This is a genomic window from Actinacidiphila sp. bgisy167 (assembly GCF_057707665.1).
Window position 1 is genome coordinate 1 of the sequence record NZ_JBYIQP010000084.1, and the last position, 17,395, is coordinate 17,395.

Here is a 17,395-nt window from a genome sequence, read left to right on the forward strand (position 1 = left end):
GGACGGGGGCCCGCCCCACCTCCGGAGGGCTGAGGCCGGGCCCGGCGCCCCTACGGGTCTCCCGCAGGGGCGGGGCCGCTCGCCGCGTGCGCGGGCGGACCCGCCGCGCCGCGCCCGGCCGCCTCAGCGCGGCGTCATTCGACGACGGCCACCGGACCGTCCAGCCGGTTGCGGTCGATCGCCAGCCGCCGGCCGCCGTGCTTCTCGCGCACGCTGCCCGAGTACTGGTGGACGCGGCCGTGCGGCTGCCAGGCGTCACGCGCGAGGACCGGTTCGCCGCGCACCGCGGGCTTGCCCTGCCAGCGGGCGAACCAGACGGCGCGCGGCAGGTCGTCGTAGCCCGCGCGGCGGGCCCGCTCGACGTGCCGGATGCCGGACTCCGAACTGCTGTAGAGGCCCGGCAGGTAGCCGGCGTCCTCGACCTCCCGGTCCCAGGCCCGGATGAAGTCGAGCGTCTGGTCGGCGCAGCGGGAGTTCCTGACGTTGTACGCCTCCATGTCGAGGTAGAGCGCGCTGCCCGGCTCGAACCCGAGGGCGGCGGCCCTGCGCACCGCGTCCCAGCCCTCGCTCGCGCCCTGGCCCCAGGGGTCGTCGGTGCTCATCCGGTGGTTGCGCAGGTGCCTGCCGCGTACGCAGGGGGATTGCGAGCCCACGTAGATCGGCAGGATGCGCCAGCCCATCCGGTGCACCGAGCGCACCCAGTCGCGATCGAGGTGGCGCTGGGTGCTGCAGGCGCGGGCGCGGCCGCCGTAGTAGACGCCGATGGCCCGGTACTTGGAGCGCAGCCAGGCGCGCATCGTGGACAGCGGAGGTGTGCGGCAGGTGTCGAAGCCGTAGCCCCGGTAGACGCGGACCGGGCCGCTCGCGGGGGCGCGCTCGGGGCCGCCGAGGCCGTAGGGCAGGTCGAGGCCGTCGAGGAGGCCGGTGTCGGCGAAGCCGAACGGGCCGTCGTCGCCGCCGTCGCCGGGCGCCCGGGCCGGCCGGTGGGTGCGGGCTTGGGTCGGCGCGGAAGCCGTCGCCGAGACGTCCCCGGTAGGCGGCGTCGCCGGACGCGGGACGACGGCCTCGGCCGCGGTGGGCCCGGCCAGGAGGCAGGCCAGCGCCATCGCCACGATCGCCCCGGATCGGATGATCGGCTTGTGTTCGCGCATGCGTCGAGTGAACGCGGGCCGCTGCCCCCGGACGGGGGAGCCACGCCCCGGTGTCAGCCGTACGCAGCAGCGCCCGGCCGCGGACGGGCTGTCCGGCACATGGCCCGCCGCCCGACGCCCGCGGCCGAGCGGGCCCGGTGGCCGGTCCTCCACATCCACCGTGGGGGCGGCGGCGCGGCCCGCCAGCATGACGAAGGGGCCCTGCGGGCGGCAGGGTCGGCCCCTCGACGTGCCGGCGCCGCCCGGGGGCCGCGGGGGGCGGTGGGACCGGGGCCGCACGCGACAGCATTGTCCACAGCCTGTGGACAGACTCCGGACATGACTGCGCGACGGCAGTGAGGTTGCCGTCGCGCAGTCGACCCTTGCGTCCCTCAGCCCTCCGGCCCGCCCCGGCGGCGGACCGCCCGGCTCACCACATGGGTCCGAAGTCGATGGCGAGCGAGGGCTGGTTGACGGTCGTGAAGGCCGAACCGACGACGCTGGCCGTGCTGTTCTGGTTGGAGGCCCCCGCCCCGGTCGCCGCCTGCTGTGTGGTCGTCACCGTGCCGGAGTTGTCTCGGCCCACGTTGCCACCGCTGCTGCTCACCACGGTCGCGTTGGAGGTGCCACCTGCCGCAGCGCCGTTGTCTGCCACCGCCGTGCCGGCGAACAGCGCCGCCGCCAGCGGCAGTGCGGCCAGGGCGGCCAGGACTCGGGCGGTACGGATGCTTGCCATGTGTTTCCCTCCGAGGAGTGGATACCAGGTGTGCGGTGCGGTCAGCCGACCGCTCCGCCGGCTCTGCGACGTCGCCGCAACCAGAGTTGCCCAGCACCACGGCGGACAAGCCGGGCGGAGAGCCCTTTCCCTCGCAAGCGTGACGATCTGTCGACAAACCTCCGAACTCCCCGTCCGACGCGGCCTGGCCGCGCACCGCCCGCCGCCGGGGTGGGTGGCCGCTGTCCTGCCGTTCGAGCGGATGCCGCACCTCAGCGGCGCGTGGCGCACCGGAAGGTGGCCGTCCGCTTCCTACGCTCCCGCTTGACGGACCCCATCGCCCGTCGCGCCGCGCCGGGACGCCCGCGCCCCGGACGCACCACTCACCCACGGGGAGAGACGTGAACCGGTCCTGGTCCCGTACCCGATTCCCGCTGACGCGGCTGCTCGCCGTACTGCTCCTGGCCACGGCCTGGCTCGCCGGCTGTGCGGGGCAGAGCCCCTCCGGGCACCCCCACGCGACGGACCCGGCCGCCCCTCGCGAGCGGCAGGCGTCCCCGTCGGCACCCGCCCCGCGGCTGCAGGACCCCCCGGAACTGGTCAGCCGCGACGGCGTCCTCAGGGCCGCCATCGTCGTCGAGCGCCGCAAGGTGCGGGTCGGCGACCACCGGCTGTACGCCCTGACCTACAACGGGATGTACATGCCGCCGACGCTGCGCGTCCGGCCCGGCGACCGCGTCGACCTCACCCTGACCAACCGGGTGCGCGAGGACACCAACGTCCATGTGCACGGGCTCCACGTGTCCCCGCGCAGTCCCGCCGACGACATCTTCATCGCCATCAGGTACGGCAGGAGCCACCACTACAGCTACCGGCTGCCGCGCACCGTCACACCCGGCACCTACTGGTACCACTCGCACGCCGACATGATGTCCGCCGCACAGGTCGCGGGCGGCGAGTCGGGCGTCATCGTGGTGGACGGCCTGCGGCGGTACCTGCCCCCGGCACTGCGCGGGATCACCGAACACGTCGTCGCGCTCAAGGACTTCCAGATCCACGGGAACGCGATCAGGACCCACAAACTGAAGATCGGGACGCGCACCAACCGCACGGTCAACGGCCAGCAGAACCCGGTGATCTCCCTGCGGCCCGGTGAGACCCAGCTGTGGCGGCTGGCCAACATCGGCGCCAACATCTACTACCGGCTGCACCTGAAGGGCAACCGCTTCCACGTGATCGCCCAGGACGGCTACCCCGTCCGGCGGGTCTACGCGGCGGACACCCTGGTCATCGCCGCGGGCGCCCGCTTCGACGTCCTGGTGCGGGCCGGCAGCCGGCCCGGTGCCACCGTGCTGGAGACCCTCGCCTACGACACCGGCACGGCGGGCAACCGATTCCCCCGCACCGACCTCGCCACCGTCGTGACCGCCGGCGCCCCCGTGGCGCCGGCACGGCTCCCGACGGACTTCGCGCCCAACGAGGATCTGGCGCACGCCGCGATCGCGGACCGCAAGACGGTGGTGTTCACCGAGAACGCGGCGGGCGACGAGTTCTACGTCAACGGCCGCACGTACCGGCCGGACCGGGTGGACTTCACCTCCGTCCTCGGCACCGTCGAGGAGTGGACGGTCCGCAACGACAGCGACGAGGAGCACTCGTTCCACGTCCACACCAACCAGTTCCAGCTGATGAGCACCAACGGGAAGGCCCACGACCCGGACCACCGCTGGTTCGACACGGTCAACGTGCCTGCCCGCGGCAACGTCGTCATCCGCGTCCCCTTCGCGGACTTCACCGGCCGGACGGTCCTGCACTGCCACATCCTCAACCACGAGGACATGGGCATGATGGCCGTCCTCGACATCGTCCCGCCCCGTCCCGGCGGCAAGTGAGCCCGCCGGGGCCCCGGGAACGGCCGGCGGGGCCCCGGCAGGCCGGTCAGCGCGTGCCGAAGCGCCGGGCCGCCGCCAGGACCGCGTCGCTCATGGCGGAGCTCCCCGTGTGGCCGGAGTCGTCGATCACATGGAGCTCCGCGTCCGGCCACGCCTTCGCCAGCTCCCAGGCGGTGGTCAGCGGACTGCCCAGGTCCAGCCGACCGTGGATCAGCACCCCCGGGATCCCGGCGAGCCGGTGCGCGTCCCGCAGCAGCTGCCCCTCCTCCAGCCACGCGCCGTTGGCGAAGTAGTGGGCGCAGATGCGCACGAAGGCGACCAGGTCGTCGTCCGGCCGATCGCTGTAAGCCCCCGGCCTGCCGTTGGTCTCATGGGCGATGACGGCGTCCTCCCAGGTCGCCCAGTCGCGGACGGCCTTGCCCCGCACCGCCGCGTCCGGGCTGTTCAGCAGCCGGTCGTACGCGGCCGGGAGGTTCCCGCCGCGCTCCCCGGGCGGCACCCCGTCCCGGAACGCCTCCCACGGCCCCGGCACCAGCCGGGCCACGCCGTGGTACAGCCAGTCGATCTCCTCCCGGCGGGTCGTGGTGACCCCGACGATCACGATCTCCGAGACCCGCTCCGGGTACCGCTGCGCGTACGCCAGGATCAGCGTCGAACCCCACGAGCCGCCGAACAGCATCCACCGCTCCACACCGAGGTGTTCGCGCAGCCGCTCCATGTCGGCGATCAGGTGCTCGGTGGTGTTGTGCTCGAGCGGCACCGCCGGGTCCGAGGCGTGCGGCAGACTCTGCCCGCACCCGCGCTGGTCGAAGAGGATGATCCGGTACACCTCGGGATCGAAGGTCTTCCTGCTCCCCCGCTTCCCCCCGGCGCCCGGGCCGCCGTGCACGCACAGGACCGGCTTGCCCTCGGGGTTCCCGCTGGTCTCCCAGTAGACGCGCTGCCCGTCACCGACGTCGAGCAGCCCCGACGCGTACGGCTCGATCGACGGAAATGCCGTTCCTGCCATCACGGTCCCTCCTCCACACCGGCCACGACCCCGTGAGGCTAGCCGGTCACCCGCCGGGCCGGGGCGCCGCCGTCACTCGGGGCCCGAGCGGGGCCGGGGGAAGGGCCCTGGCTCCGCCGGCCCGTCCTCCTCGCCCCGGCGGGAGGGCCGGTGGCGGTCCAGAGCCGGCAGCTCGGGCACGAGGTGGGCATGGGCCCGGCAGACGGCCGCGGTCTCGGCGATCGACACCAACGGTGTGCGGATGTGGGACCAGCCGCCGGAGGCGTCACCCGCCACGGCGACGCCCACCCGGTCCCGGGCGATGGCGGTCGCGGCCGCCGTCGCCTCGCTCGAGATGTCGCCCAGGCCCACCTCGGCGGTCTGCCGGTTGACGCGGTGCACGACGCGCCCGGAGAGCTGGGACCGGAGCGTGGCGGCGCCCTTGCCGAGCTCGACCCCGAACCGCTGCCCGCAGATCTCCAGGTAGATGCCGACCGCGCGGGCCCGCTGGGCCAGCCGGATCAGGTTCGCCACCATGCGGTCCCGGCGTTCCTCGTCCTTCTTGGTCTGGCAGAGGAAGAGTTCGGCGACCTCGTCGACGAGCACCACGACGGGCACCGGCCGCACATACGCGGGCAGCCCCCAGATGTCGGAGGCCACCTCCTCCTCCGGGCTGGCCGGCGTCGAGCGCTGGTACTCCCGGAGCAGCGCGAACCGGTGCTCCATCTCACCGACCAGCGCGTCCAGCAGCTCCGCCGCCTGCTGCCGGTCGGTCGCCAGGGCCGACAGCCTGGGCGCGTACGGGATCTGCTCCACCCCGCCCTTGCAGTCGATCCCCACCAGGGCCACCGGCAACCGGGCCAGGTTCATGATCAGGTTGCGCTGGTACGTCGACTTGCCCGACTGGTTCGCGCCAAGGGTGAGGGCGTGCGGGATCTCCCGGTAGTCGCGTACAAAGGCGGTCCCGTCGTCCCGCAGCGCCACCGGCACCACCATCGGCCCGGACGGCAGGCGGCGGGGCATCCGCACGTCGCGGAGCACGTCGTAACCGGTCATGCGCAGCTCCACCACCCCGGGGCCGAGCTCGGCCACATGCACCGCGTGCACACCCCACGCGTGGCGCAGACGATTGGCCGCGGCGGTCACGTCAGCCGGCTCGAGCCCGCCGGGCAGCCTCAGCCGCACCCGCAGCCCGGTCAGCGAGCCGCCCACCCGGCGGATCCGCGGCGGCACCGGCCGCGCCCCGCGCCGCCCCACCACCCACCCCGCCAGCACCCGGGCCCGCGAGGGCGGTGCGACCAGTCCGCAGGCCGCCATGGTGGAGCCGTAACTCGACAGGAACCGCACCCAGGTCAGCGGGAGCCCGAACAGCAGCCAGAACACGACCGGGAACCGTTCACGGGCATAGGCCAGACCGCCGGCCGTGGCCAGCAGCAGACCCAGGAGCGCGGCACCCGTCATGGTGATCAGCCCTTGCCGTTCGGGACGGCGGCCGGCACCGGCGCAGTGCCCGCCCGCGGCGTCGCGCGAGCAGACCCCATGCCCGGTTTGACCGTTACGCGCATTCTCCCAGCCCCACCCCCGCCCCCCGGTCACCGACACCGGGGTTCCCGTGGAGCCGCGCTCGTTCCCGCGGACGGCCTGCGGTGGCAGTGAGTCAGTCCGGCTTCCGTGACACGTTCCCCGCCCGCAGGGCTTCACGTCGCCGGGCGCTCGGGCGGGAGATGTCGGGGATCGGCAGAACCAGTGCTTCATGTTGCTGTGATAAGAGATTCGCCTCGGCCGCGGTCTTCAGGCAGCGGTCCAGGTTTCAGGCCGGCACAGCGTCCGGCCGCACAGGGGAGGGCATGACGTGGGGATACGTGTGCGGGCGCTGGCCTGGTGCCGGCGTTCGGGAGTGGTGGCCGCCTCCGCGGTCGTGCTGCTGGCCGCGGGGATCACGGGGGGAGTCGGGGTCCAGTCGGCCGCCGCACAGCCGTCCTTCCCTTCGTGGCTGGTGGGTTTCCAGACCGAGAACCATGCGACGGGTGCCTCCCGGGCGTGCTCGGCGATCGAGCTGTCGAAGATCCGCGAGGTGACGACACCGGACTGCTTCACAGGCCGTTCCGCGAACGACTGGCCGACCTTCTACCACGGAGGCACCCAGGACTGGGGCACGGACAGCCTGGCCTACCAGGCCCACCCGCGGTACAACGCCACGACGCGGCAGGCCGCCCTCGCCGTGACGGTCGCGAGCAATCCCCCGGTGAGCTACACGACGGGCAGCGGCCGTCCTGTGCTGGCGACCACCGCCGACGCCGCGCTCTACTCGCCGGGCGCCACTGCAACGTTCTACTCATGGGCCGCGCCCGACAAGGAGACGGCACAGCGCAAGGCGCACACCGAGCAGGTGGCGATCCTGTCGACCGCCACCTGCACCAAGCTGCTGGGCCGGACGCCCCCGGCCGGTTCGCTCTGCACCCTGCCCGCCAAGAACACGCCCACGCCGAACCGCGCGGAACAGTGCCTCGGTGACGCGGGCGGTGCACTGATGTCGGCAGGCAAACTGATCGCCATCTCGGCGACCTCGTCCAACGGGTGTGTGGACGCGAGCGGAGTGCGCCTCTACACCAACGTAACGGCGTACCGCGCGACGACCGTAGCCTGGGGACACGACAGCTACGCGAACCAGTGGAGCATGGGCTCCGTGACCACCGTGCAGCCGATGACGGGCGGCGGCCTGGTCTCCTTCTGCAGCATCGATACCGGCAACCACCTCACCGGGTGCGCCAAGAACCACGCGGCCACGACGTTCTTCCACGTGCAGTACAACTGGCTCACCCAGGCGGGCGACATCACCGGCGACGGCCAGCCCGACCTGCTCGCCCGTACGCCCGGCGGCGCCCTCTACCGCTACTCCGGCCCGTCGTTCGAGGAGCTCGACAGTCGGCCGCACTCCTGGTTGGCCAACGGCTTCGGCGGCTACAACGCCATGTTCGTCACCCCCGACTTCTCCGGTGACGGCCTTCCGGACCTCCTCGCCCGGGACGGTGCAGGCGACCTGTGGCTCTACCGCGGCACGGGCACGGGCGGCCTCCGGCCCCGCGTCCACATCGGCGTCGGCCTCAAGGGCTACAACCTGATCACCGGCCGCGGCGACCTGTCCGGCGACGGGCTCGCCGACTTCGTCGCCCGCGACAACGCCGGTGTCCTCTGGCTCTTCAAGGGCAACGGCAAGGGCAGCTACGCCGGCCGCGTGAAGATGGGTACGGGATACTCCGGATACAAGCGCATCGTCGCCTCCGGCGACATCGACCACGACGGCCGCCAGGACCTCTTCGGCACCACCCCGGCCGGCGGCGCCGCCGTTCTCAACGCCGTCCAGGGCACGCTTGCCAGTCCCCGCTGGTACGCCTCCACCGGCTACCAGGTCTTCTCCCAGATCAACTGACGCGCTCACGCGCCGCGCGACCCTCCGCCCATATCGGGCGGAGGGTCGCCCGCCTTCCACAGCCTGCGCAGCACGCAGCGGGCTGCCAGCCTCGACGGCCGATGACGCAGGATGTGCCCCGCACACTGTGCCGGGTCGCGCGCGACTGTGCGCCACGCAGGACCTTCGCGCAGGAAGCGGCACTGCCCGCCCGCCGACGCGGTACGTTGCGCCGGATGACTGATCGCACCTTCCCCCCTGTGTCCCTTCGCGCGGGCGAGCTCCTGCTCCGTCCGTTCACCCACGAGGACGTCGAAGCCACCCAGGCGGCCTGTGCGGACGAACTGACCCAGCGCTGGCTTCCTTTGCCGAACCCGTACACGCTCGACGACGCCACTTCCTGGTGCACGCATGTCGCCCACGCTCTGCGGGAGTCCGGTGACGGCATCCACTTCGCGGTCATTGGAGCGCGGAATCCGCGTCTCCTCGGCACAGTCGGCCTGAAGCAGACGGATTGGCGCGCACTGGTCAGCGAGGTGGGCTACTGGACAGCGCCCTGGGCCAGGGGATCCGGGGTCGCGACCGCGGCGACTCGCGCCCTCGGGCGCTGGCTGCTGGGCGACCAGGGCTTCGCACGCATGGAGCTCAAGGCCGCGACCGGGAACATCGCCTCTCAAAAAGTGGCAACGCGCGCCGGTCTGCACCGCGAAGGGGTCATGCGCAACGCCGGCTTCACGCACACCGGCCGGACCGACCTCGTCCTCTTCTCGCTCACTCCCCAGGATCTCCCGAGCAGTTGAGGCGAAGCCGTGGCTCGCTGAACCGCCCCAGACCGGGCGGGAAGGCCTCGGGTTGTGCGAGCGACCCGAGCGTGCCCCATCCGTGCCCGATCGCAACGCGGGATAACCGCGGGGGCCGCACGCCACCGCGCACGAAGAAGGGGTGCCCCCGTGTCTTGGGGCACCCCTTCTGTCCAGCGCCTTCGCAGGCCTACTGCGGAGAGTGTGGGATTTGAACCCACGGTGACATCGCTGCCACGACGGTTTTCAAGACCGTTCCCTTAGGCCGCTCGGGCAACTCTCCCCGCGCCGCGGGTCCGGTCCGGTGGCCGGGCGGCGCGGGGACAGCCTAACGGGTCGGCTCAGCTGGTGCTGTCGCCCCTGCGTTCGCCGAGGGTGATGGTGGCGGTGTGGGTCTGTCCGCCACGGGTGTACGTGAGGCTGACCTTCTCGCCGGGCTGGTGCTGCCAGATCTCGCCGATGAGGGTCGGGCTGGAGTCGACGACGGTGTCGTCGAATTTGGTGATGACGTCGCCGGAGCGCAGGCCCGCCTGGTCGGCGGGGCCGCCCTGGGTGACGGCGTCCGGGCCGGTGGCGATCTTGGCGCCCTCGCCGCTGAAGCTGGAGTCGACCTGGACGCCGATGACGGCGTAGACGGGCTCGCCGGTCTTGATCAGCGTCTCGGCGACGCGGCGGGCCTGGTCGATGGGGATGGCGAAGCCCAGTCCCACACTGCCGGCCTGGGTGGCGCCGTCGTTGCCGCCCGTCGACTGGATGGCGGAGTTGATGCCGATCACCGCGCCCTCGGAGTTGAGCAGGGGGCCGCCGGAGTTGCCGGGGTTGATCGAGGCGTCGGTCTGTATGGCGCTCATGTAGGAGGCGTTGGAACCCTGGCCGTCGCTGGAGGCGATGGGACGGTGCAGGGCGCTGACGATGCCGGTGGTGACGGTGCCGGAGAGCCCGAAGGGGGCTCCGATGGCGATGGTGGAGTCGCCGACGGCCACCTTGTCGGAGTCGCCGAGGGCGAGCGGGGTGAGCTTGTCGGGGTTGACGCCCTTGAGCTTGATGACGGCGACGTCGTAGCCCTGGGCGCGGCCGACGACCTCGGCCTCGTACTTCTTGCCGTCGGAGAACGTGGCGGTGAGGCTGCCGCCGTCGGCGGCGGGTGCGACGACGTGGTTGTTGGTGAGGATGTGGCCTTCCTTGTCGTAGACGAAGCCGGTGCCGGTGCCGCTCTCCTGGCGGCCGGTGGCCTCGATCGTGACGACGCTGGGGAGGGCCTGCCTGGCGATGCCCGCGACGGAGTCGGCGGCGCGGCTGAGGTCCTTGGGGTTGCCCACCGCGGAGACGGTGGTCGAGGAGGAGCCGTCGTTGCGGTCGGCCGCCCAGAAGCCGACCCCGCCGCCGACGCCGCCCGCGACGAGCGCGGCGGCCAGGACGGCCGCGACCAGGACGCCGTTGCCGCGCTTCTTGGGCGCGGGGGCGGCCGGCACGGGCGTGCCCCACACGGGACCCGCGGGACCGGAGGGGCCCATGGGGCCGGACGGCCCGGCGGGGCCGCCGTACGGCTGAGTGGGCGGCGGCGCGACCGGCGGCAGCGGCGTCGTGTGTACCTCGGCGGGCGGCGCCGCGGGGGCGGCCGGGTAAGCGGGGGACTCGGCGGGGGACTCGGCGGGGTGACCTGCCGAAGGCGGCACGGCCTCGGCGGGCGCGGCCGGTGCGGATGCCGGCGCGGCAGGCGCCGGTGCGCCGGGGCCCGCGGGAGCCTCCGCGGCCGCGGGGGCGGCCGGGCCCGGTGACGGGGCCTGCGCCTGGGCCGGGGGAGCGGCGGGCGGGGCGGCGGAGGGCGCGGGAGGCGCAGCGGGAGCGGTGGACCCCGTGTCAGCGGGCGGCTGCGTCGGCAGCGCCGCCGGGACCGGGCCGACCTCGTTCTCGGTGCTCACGGCTGTTCTCCTCGGATATGCGTGGTGTGCCGTGCGTACGACTGCGGCTACGGTGCGTACGACGACCGTCGTGGTGGACACAGCTTTTCCCACCGGGTGTCAGACCGCCGTAAACAGCGGCCGGTCCCGGCCCGCCGGATGGCACGATAGCCCGGTGACCGATCTTCCCGCGATCCAGGTCGTGGCCCACCGGGGAGCCTCCGAGGACGCCCCGGAGCACACGCTGGCCGCCTACCGGAAGGCCATCGAGGACGGCGCGGACGCCCTGGAGTGCGACGTACGCCTCACCGCCGACGGCACGCTGGTCTGCGTGCACGACCGCCGGGTGAACCGGACCTCCAACGGCCGGGGGGCGGTCTCCGCACTGGAGCTGGCCGACCTCAGGACCCTCGACTTCGGCAGCTGGAAGGCGGAGGCCGGCGGCGGGCGGGCCGCGGGGACGATGCGGCGCCCGTCCGCGGAGATGCGGTCCCTCCTCGACGCGGACGCCGAGGCGCCCGACCGCTTCGGCGGCGACCCGGACGAGTTCAGCCGCGTCCTGACCCTGGAGCGGCTGCTGGAGCTGGTCGCGGACACCGGCCGCCACGTGGAGCTGGCGATCGAGACCAAGCACCCCACGCGCTGGGCGGGCCAGGTCGAGGAGCGGCTGGTGGAGTTGCTGGACCGGTTCGGGATGCTGTGGCCGGAGCCGGGAGAGCCGTCCCGGGTGCGCGTCATGAGCTTCTCGTCGCGGTCGCTGCGCCGGATCCGGATGGCCTCGCGCGACCTGCCGACGGTCTTCCTGATGCAGTACGTGCTGCCCCGCCACCGTGACGGCCGGTTGCCGTCCGGGGTGCGGATCGCCGGCCCCGCCCTGCGCATCCTGCGCGCCAACCCGGGGTACGTGGAGCGGCTGCACGAGGCGGGGCACCGGGTCCACGTGTGGACGGTGAACGAGCCCGAGGACGTCGAACTCTGCGTGCGGCTGGGCGTCGACGCCGTCATCACCAATCGCCCGCGGCAGGTGCTGGCCCAACTCGGGCGCGGCTGAGGGGCGTTCGAGCCGCCGAACGCCACGGGCGTTGTGCACCGGCGCGTTCGGAACCTGTTCGATCGTTGTGTGTGCCCCAAGAGACCGCAGTTGGCCGGTTTCCGGCGCAGAACGAGAGGGCATCCATCCCGTGGCGTGGGGTGAAGGAGGTCTCGGGGGTGGCGTTGGTGGTGGCCCAGGAGGTGCCGACGTCCTCGACCATGGCCCTGCCTCATGGTCCGGCGGGCGTGGCCGAGGCGCGGCGCAGGCTGCGCAAGGAACTGTTCGCGAACGCGGTCGCGGAGCCGGTCGTCGACGACGCGGTGCTCATCCTGTCGGAGCTGCTCAGCAACTCCTGCCGGCACGCCCGGCCGCTGGGCGAGGACGCGCCGTCCCCGGGCGGCAGCGGCATCAGGGCCGCCTGGCGGCTCGACGAGGACGGTCTGCTGACGGTGGAGGTCACCGACGGCGGCGGGCCCACCCGCCCGCTCCCGTCCAGTCCCTCGCTGACCGCCCGCGGCGGCCGCGGGCTCGGCATCGTACGGAATCTGTCGCTGCGCTGGGGTGTGCGTGACGCCCCCGGCGAGGTCACGGTGTGGGCGATGCTCGCGGCGCGCAGCCGGCGCGCCCGGCGCGACGGCCTCGCGCCCCAGCTCGACATCCCGCTCGACTTCGCGGACGCCTTCGACGACCTCGGGTAGCTCCCGGGGCGGTTGCCCGGCCTCCCCGGGCACGACCTCCGCTGAGGGCGTCCGGCGTGGCGCTAGGCTCACGGCCGGAACACCGCCGTTACGGGAGAGATCGAGCCATGGCGAAGAAGCGTCCGACGAAGACGAAGGCCCCCGCAAGCCCGCAGATCGCCGACGGGGAGATCCCCGCCGTCGGGGCCAGGGAACCCTGCCCGTGCGGCTCGGGACGGCGGTACAAGGCGTGCCACGGCCGCGAGGCGGCGCACGCGGTGACGGAGCTGGTGCGGCGGCCGTTCGAGGGCCTGCCGGGCGAGTGCGACTGGGTGGCCCTGCGCGAGCTGGTGCCCGCCGCCACGGCCGAGTTGACGCTCAAGGACCCGCTGCCGGACGGTGTGCCCTCCGTCACGCTGGCGACCGTGCTCCCGATGGCCTGGCCGGGGCTGCGCCGGGACACCGGCGCGGTGCTGCTGGGCCTGCAGAACGACACCGCTTCCGGGGACATCAGCCGTGACCTGGCCGACACCCTGCTCCGCGCGCTGAACGCGGAGCAGGGCAACCCGGTGGGCGGGCAGCGCCCGGCGGCCGACGGTCCGCGGCTGCAGGATCTGCTCGACCTGGACGCCCCGTTCGGCCCGGTGGTGCACACCGGCTTCGAGTTCTGGCTGGAGAACGCGGAGTCCGTCACGGGTGAGGTCGCCGCGTCCCTGGAGCGGGCGAACGCGGCCGTGATCCCGACCGTGCGGCTGACCGGTGTGGAGGCGGCGTACTGGTGCGAGACCCCGGAGAAGAACCACCTGCGCTGGGTGATGCCGCACCCCGAGGAGCAGTTGCTGGACGCGCTGGCGCGGCTGCACGCGGCCGGCGCCTCGTCGCTGGGCGACAACACGCGGCTGGTGGGCTCGTTCCGGGCGCACGGGCTGGTCGTCCCGGTGTGGGACCTGCCGTCGGGCGTGACGGCGGACGAGGTCGAGAAGCCGGCGGCGGCCTTCGCCGAGCGGCTGGCCGAGGCGCTGGAGCGGACGACCCCGTTGACGGCGGAGGAGCGGCGGGCGCGCAGCGGCTTCACCAACCGGCAGATCACGCTGAGCTGAGAGGTCGCGCGGACAGGCGGGGTGGAGAAAGGAGCGGGTCGAGGGCCGAGTTTGGCAAGGCGGAGAAGGGAGACGCAGCGGAGCTGCGGCGACCGACGACACCGCCGCCGGGCGAGAGCCGTCGACCCGCGACGCCGGCCCGCCTATCCGCGCGGCCTCTGAACCGCCCTCCCGCGCCGGCGGCCGCGCTCATGGGCGCCCTGGGTGATCCTGGTCACAACCGCCGCCGGTCCGGGCGGGAAGCGGCCCGGGAGCCGTACCCCGGATTTGCGTACGGGCGAAGTCTTGTTACCGTTTAAACAGTCCGGTTGCTGGTGCATCCCCCGTCGCCAGCGACCGGACGTTTCCATGTCCGGGTCAGTGCGCGGATCCGCTGCGCAGCAGCGGGCGTTCGCCTCCCCGCTCGGCGATCTCCGCCACCGCCGTGTACGGCTCCGTCGCCCCGGCCACCGTCGGCTCGCGCGGCGTCTCGCAGCTACCGCTCACCTCGTCCGCGGTGACGGCGCAGGCCGCCTGCACCGTCCGGCCGTCGGGCCGCATGAGGGTCAGAACGCCGTCCAGGGGCCGCCCCGTGGTGTTGCTGTAGTACGTGCGCGCCCAGGTGTCGCCGTCCTCTCCGATGGTGCAGGTCTGCGCCTGCAGGCCCTCGGGAGAGGTGAGTTGGGGACCGCAGGACGCGGTCTGCCGTGCGGGGGACGTCAGCTTCGGCAGGCTGTCGAAGACGCTGGACGCGCCGGCCCCGTCGAAGGAGGACTTGTCGTCGGTGACCGCCGCCATCACGTCCTCGGACACGGCGGGCAGCTTGGGACCGGCGGCGGGTCCGGCGATGGCGCCGGTCAGGGGCAGCACGGCGGCGACCGCCACGACCGTGGCGAGGGCGGCCATCCGCAGGTTCGGCGCACGCATCATGCGCAGAACATAGCGGGAGAAACGGACATGATGGGGGGCTCGTTGCCCGTTCGCCGGTCAGCGGCCCCCGCTCCTACCCGAACGAGTGACGGCCGGTGGGGACGCCAGCCGTCACAGACCTGCCCCGGACCTTGCCCCGGACCCTGCCGCGGGCCCGCAGCGAACCCGCGGCGGACCCTCGGGCACGGCCCCCGGTCAGTACGAGAGCCTGCTGCCGTCCGGCGCCGTACGCCCCGCCTGCACCAGGGTGTCGACGATCACCCGCACGCTGGGCAGCCACGGCGCTCCGCCCCCCGGGTCCGCCACCGGCCGCCGGACCCAGCGCGCCGGCGCGGCGCCGCCGGTGCCGCCCGGCGAGGGCGGCAGGACGAGAAAGCCGCCCTGGCCGTGGTACCGCAGCGAGGTCGGCACCCATTCGTGGCGGTCGAGCAACTCCCCCAGTTCCTCGAGGGAGTAAGGCTCCACCAGGAGCGCGAGGCGCGTGGCGGTGGCCACGACCGGGCCGGTGCGCACCCCCAGCTTGTCGAAGACGCCCAGCGCCCGCGCCCCCGCGACAGCGGGCAGGCTCACCGCCGAGACGCGCCCGCCCGTGGCGAGCAGCAGGGGCTGGTCCGGCCGCCGCGTCCACCACCAGCGGACCATGCGCGGATCGCGGGTCGCCGCGAGGAGGCCCGGATCGTGCGGATGCGCGCCGGGCACCGGGCAGTCGGGCCGCGCGCAGGCGCATCCGCCGCGCGCGTCCGTACCGGCTCCGGGGACCACGGGCCAGTGCCACCGTTCGGCGCAGGTGAGCGCTGCACGCAGCAGCTCGGGACTGCTCTTGCGTCGCTTTCCGAGGATCTCGCGCATCTGCGCTCGTTCCTTTCCGCTGGTGCTCGGGAATCACCCATGACACAACGTCGTCTGGAACACACCGTTCACGAGGCAGCGCATCACGTCTCGAGCCGAGCGTGGAACATGGCGGGAGGTGGCGCACACTGGCGCTTGTGCGTCCTGCGGAGTGCTGGGAACTGCTGCGTGTGCTTGCGTGCTGCTGTGTGCGGTCCCGCCGACCGTGCAACGACCCCGCCGTGGGGGGTGGGTGGGCCGTCTTCCGTTCATGACGCCCTGACAGGGGCGCCGGGTTCCTGAGGCCGCCGACTCCCATCCCGTACGTACCCACTGCGACGGGTATGACGCGCTGTCGAACCCCCTCAGTCGACTACCAATTCTCGCACGGGGTGCCTTTTTTCGGCCATAGTCCCGCGCCGCCTCGACCGCGCCGACACCAGCCCCGCTACCTGGGCGATCCTGGACACACCCACCGGTAGGCGGTAGAAGGGAATCCCTTGACAGCGGCGCAGCATGAGCTTGGGGGTTTGCGATGCTATTGCCTGATATGCGCTGCTCTGCGGAGCCGTCGCCGCGGCACGGCGACGGCCGCGGAAGCCGGCGGCCATGAGCGCCGCGCACCTCCCGAAAGTGGCCGGAATCGACTCACCCGTTCCGGCACCGGCGCACACTTCCTCCCCCCTCCTCGGCCGGCTCTCCCCTCCGGGTGAACCGGGAGCGCATCCCGGAACGCCCGTCCCGGGCGTCCGACTCACCGCCGACCAGGACCAGCTGACCTCCTGGATCTCCGATCTGACGGCCCTGCACGAGCTCACCGAGCGGCTGGCCGGGACCGCGACCCTGAAGGACGCGCTGCGCGAAGTGCTGTGCGCCGGCGGCGCCTTGGTCGGCGCGCGGCGCGGTGTGGCCGCCCTTGCGCCCGGCGACGGGCTGGGCCCGGCCACCGTCGTCGGGCTCGGCCTCGGTCCGGCCGAGCTCGGCGTGCTGGAGACCGTCCCCCTGCCCGCGGCGCCCGAGGAGGCGCCGGCGGAGGAGATCCACACCGACCTGTGCCGCGAGCCCGGGATCGGCCCGCGCCACCGCGAGGTCTCCCTCAGGCTCGGCTTCGGCGCCAGCTACGCCCTCCGCCTGTCCGCCGGCGCAGCCGGCCGGCTGGGTTCCGCCCTCTGGTTCTACGACGGCCCGGCCGAACCCGCCGAGCGCCAGCGCCACCTGGCCGGCCTGTACTGCCGCCACGCCGCCGAGCACCTCGCCCTGCTGCTGGAACTGGACCGCGGCCGCACCACCGTCGCCGCGCTCCGCGACGAGCTGCTGCCGGCCCGGCTGCCGCGGGTCCCCGGGGTCCGGCTGGCCGTACGGCACCTGCCGGCCGCCGGGGGCGGGGGCGACTGGTACGACGCCCTCCCGCTGCCCGAGGGGGCGCTGGGGCTGTCCGTCGGCGGGGTGAGCGGCGGGGGCACGAGCGCGGTCGCCGCGATGGGACGGCTGCGGACCTCGCTGCGGGCGTACGCGGTGATGGAGGGCGAGGACCCGGTCGCGGTCCTGTCCGACCTGGAGCTGCTGCTGCGGCTGACCGAACCCGCCCGGTCGGCGACGGCGCTGTTCGCCTACGCCGAGCCGGCCTCCCGGAAGATCGCGGTCGCCGGGGCGGGGCACTGCCCCCCACTGGTCGTCGGCGAGCGCCGGGTCGAGTACGTGGAGACCTCGCTGTCCGCGCCGCTGGGCATGCTCAGCTGCTGGGAGGCGCCCAGCGTCGAGCTGCGGGCGCTGCCCGGGGAGACCCTGCTGCTCTACACCGACGGCCTGCTGCACCGCACCGGCGATCCCGTCGACCGGGCCTTCGCCCGCCTGCACGCCGCCGCGGCGTCCGCCCCGGCTCCCGTCCGGGACGACCCGGCGCAGCTGGTGGAGCACGTCCTGCACGCCCTGCGGCCCGACGACCGCAGGGAACCGCACCCGACCGAGGACGTCGTCCTGCTCGCCGCCCGCTTCGACTGAGCGCCGCCCGGG

At 73.6% G+C, this 17,395-nt stretch carries 14 protein-coding genes and 1 tRNA gene; 7 read left to right on the forward strand and 8 right to left on the reverse strand.

Going from position 1 to position 17,395, the window contains the following annotated elements:
* Nucleotides 1-134 precede the first annotated feature (134 nt).
* Nucleotides 135-1,151 (reverse strand): DUF1906 domain-containing protein, encoded by a 1,017-nt coding sequence (locus AC3ET4_RS25425; RefSeq protein ID WP_431953284.1) that lies wholly within the window; start codon nucleotides 1,149-1,151, stop codon nucleotides 135-137.
* 409 nt (nucleotides 1,152-1,560) lie between these two features.
* Entirely contained in the window at nucleotides 1,561-1,866 is a 306-nt protein-coding gene (locus tag AC3ET4_RS25430) for a hypothetical protein (protein ID WP_431953286.1), read from the reverse strand.
* 380 nt (nucleotides 1,867-2,246) lie between these two features.
* Between AC3ET4_RS25430 and AC3ET4_RS25435 the strand changes: the two genes are divergently transcribed.
* On the forward strand, nucleotides 2,247-3,737 hold the full coding sequence (locus AC3ET4_RS25435; protein ID WP_431953288.1) for a multicopper oxidase family protein: 1,491 nt from the start codon (nucleotides 2,247-2,249) through the stop codon (nucleotides 3,735-3,737).
* Between the two features lie 46 nt (nucleotides 3,738-3,783).
* Here the strand turns inward: AC3ET4_RS25435 and pip are convergent, their stop codons facing one another.
* Both pip and AC3ET4_RS25445 read right to left on the reverse strand, forming a co-directional pair.
* Nucleotides 3,784-4,746 carry a prolyl aminopeptidase gene (gene pip, locus AC3ET4_RS25440; protein ID WP_431953290.1) on the reverse strand — a complete coding sequence of 321 codons (963 nt, stop codon included), beginning with the start codon at nucleotides 4,744-4,746 and terminating at the stop codon, nucleotides 3,784-3,786.
* Nucleotides 4,747-4,818: 72 nt separating this feature from the next.
* Nucleotides 4,819-6,186: an FtsK/SpoIIIE domain-containing protein gene (locus tag AC3ET4_RS25445; protein ID WP_431953292.1), complete on the reverse strand. Its 1,368-nt coding sequence runs from the start codon at nucleotides 6,184-6,186 to the stop codon at nucleotides 4,819-4,821.
* 391 nt (nucleotides 6,187-6,577) lie between these two features.
* On the opposite strand from AC3ET4_RS25445, the gene AC3ET4_RS25450 reads away from it, so the two are divergent.
* The gene (locus tag AC3ET4_RS25450; RefSeq protein ID WP_431953294.1) at nucleotides 6,578-8,155 is read left to right on the forward strand and encodes an FG-GAP repeat domain-containing protein; all 1,578 of its coding nucleotides are present in this window, start codon (nucleotides 6,578-6,580) and stop codon (nucleotides 8,153-8,155) included.
* Nucleotides 8,156-8,370: 215 nt separating this feature from the next.
* Nucleotides 8,371-8,934, forward strand: coding sequence for a GNAT family N-acetyltransferase (locus AC3ET4_RS25455; protein ID WP_431953296.1), 564 nt, complete (start codon nucleotides 8,371-8,373; stop codon nucleotides 8,932-8,934).
* Between the two features lie 196 nt (nucleotides 8,935-9,130).
* Here AC3ET4_RS25455 and AC3ET4_RS25460 read toward each other — a convergent pair.
* Nucleotides 9,131-9,217: transfer RNA gene (locus AC3ET4_RS25460), tRNA-Ser, on the reverse strand.
* 58 nt (nucleotides 9,218-9,275) lie between these two features.
* On the reverse strand, nucleotides 9,276-10,856 hold the full coding sequence (locus AC3ET4_RS25465) for a S1C family serine protease (protein WP_431953298.1): 1,581 nt from the start codon (nucleotides 10,854-10,856) through the stop codon (nucleotides 9,276-9,278).
* A gap of 154 nt (nucleotides 10,857-11,010) precedes the next feature.
* Here AC3ET4_RS25465 and AC3ET4_RS25470 point away from each other — a divergent pair, with 154 nt between their 5' ends.
* From AC3ET4_RS25470 to AC3ET4_RS25480, 3 genes are all read left to right on the forward strand, one after another.
* Nucleotides 11,011-11,886: a glycerophosphodiester phosphodiesterase gene (locus tag AC3ET4_RS25470; protein WP_431953300.1), complete on the forward strand. Its 876-nt coding sequence runs from the start codon at nucleotides 11,011-11,013 to the stop codon at nucleotides 11,884-11,886.
* A gap of 71 nt (nucleotides 11,887-11,957) precedes the next feature.
* A complete protein-coding gene (locus tag AC3ET4_RS25475) occupies nucleotides 11,958-12,566 on the forward strand; it encodes an ATP-binding protein (protein WP_431953302.1) in 609 nt (202 codons plus the stop codon).
* 107 nt (nucleotides 12,567-12,673) lie between these two features.
* The gene (locus AC3ET4_RS25480) at nucleotides 12,674-13,645 is read left to right on the forward strand and encodes a DUF5926 family protein (protein ID WP_431953304.1); all 972 of its coding nucleotides are present in this window, start codon (nucleotides 12,674-12,676) and stop codon (nucleotides 13,643-13,645) included.
* A gap of 357 nt (nucleotides 13,646-14,002) precedes the next feature.
* On the opposite strand, the gene AC3ET4_RS25485 is transcribed toward AC3ET4_RS25480, so the two are convergent.
* Together AC3ET4_RS25485 and AC3ET4_RS25490 are read right to left on the reverse strand one after the other, a co-directional pair.
* Complete coding sequence (locus AC3ET4_RS25485) at nucleotides 14,003-14,554, reverse strand: hypothetical protein (RefSeq protein ID WP_431953306.1); 552 nt, start codon at nucleotides 14,552-14,554, stop codon at nucleotides 14,003-14,005.
* A gap of 195 nt (nucleotides 14,555-14,749) precedes the next feature.
* Nucleotides 14,750-15,403, reverse strand: a complete 654-nt coding sequence (locus tag AC3ET4_RS25490; RefSeq protein WP_431953308.1) for a bifunctional DNA primase/polymerase — start codon at nucleotides 15,401-15,403, stop codon at nucleotides 14,750-14,752.
* A 588-nt stretch (nucleotides 15,404-15,991) separates the two neighbouring features.
* Between AC3ET4_RS25490 and AC3ET4_RS25495 the strand changes: the two genes are divergently transcribed.
* A complete protein-coding gene (locus tag AC3ET4_RS25495; RefSeq protein ID WP_431953310.1) occupies nucleotides 15,992-17,383 on the forward strand; it encodes a PP2C family protein-serine/threonine phosphatase in 1,392 nt (463 codons plus the stop codon).
* The last annotated feature ends 12 nt before the right edge of the window (nucleotides 17,384-17,395 follow it).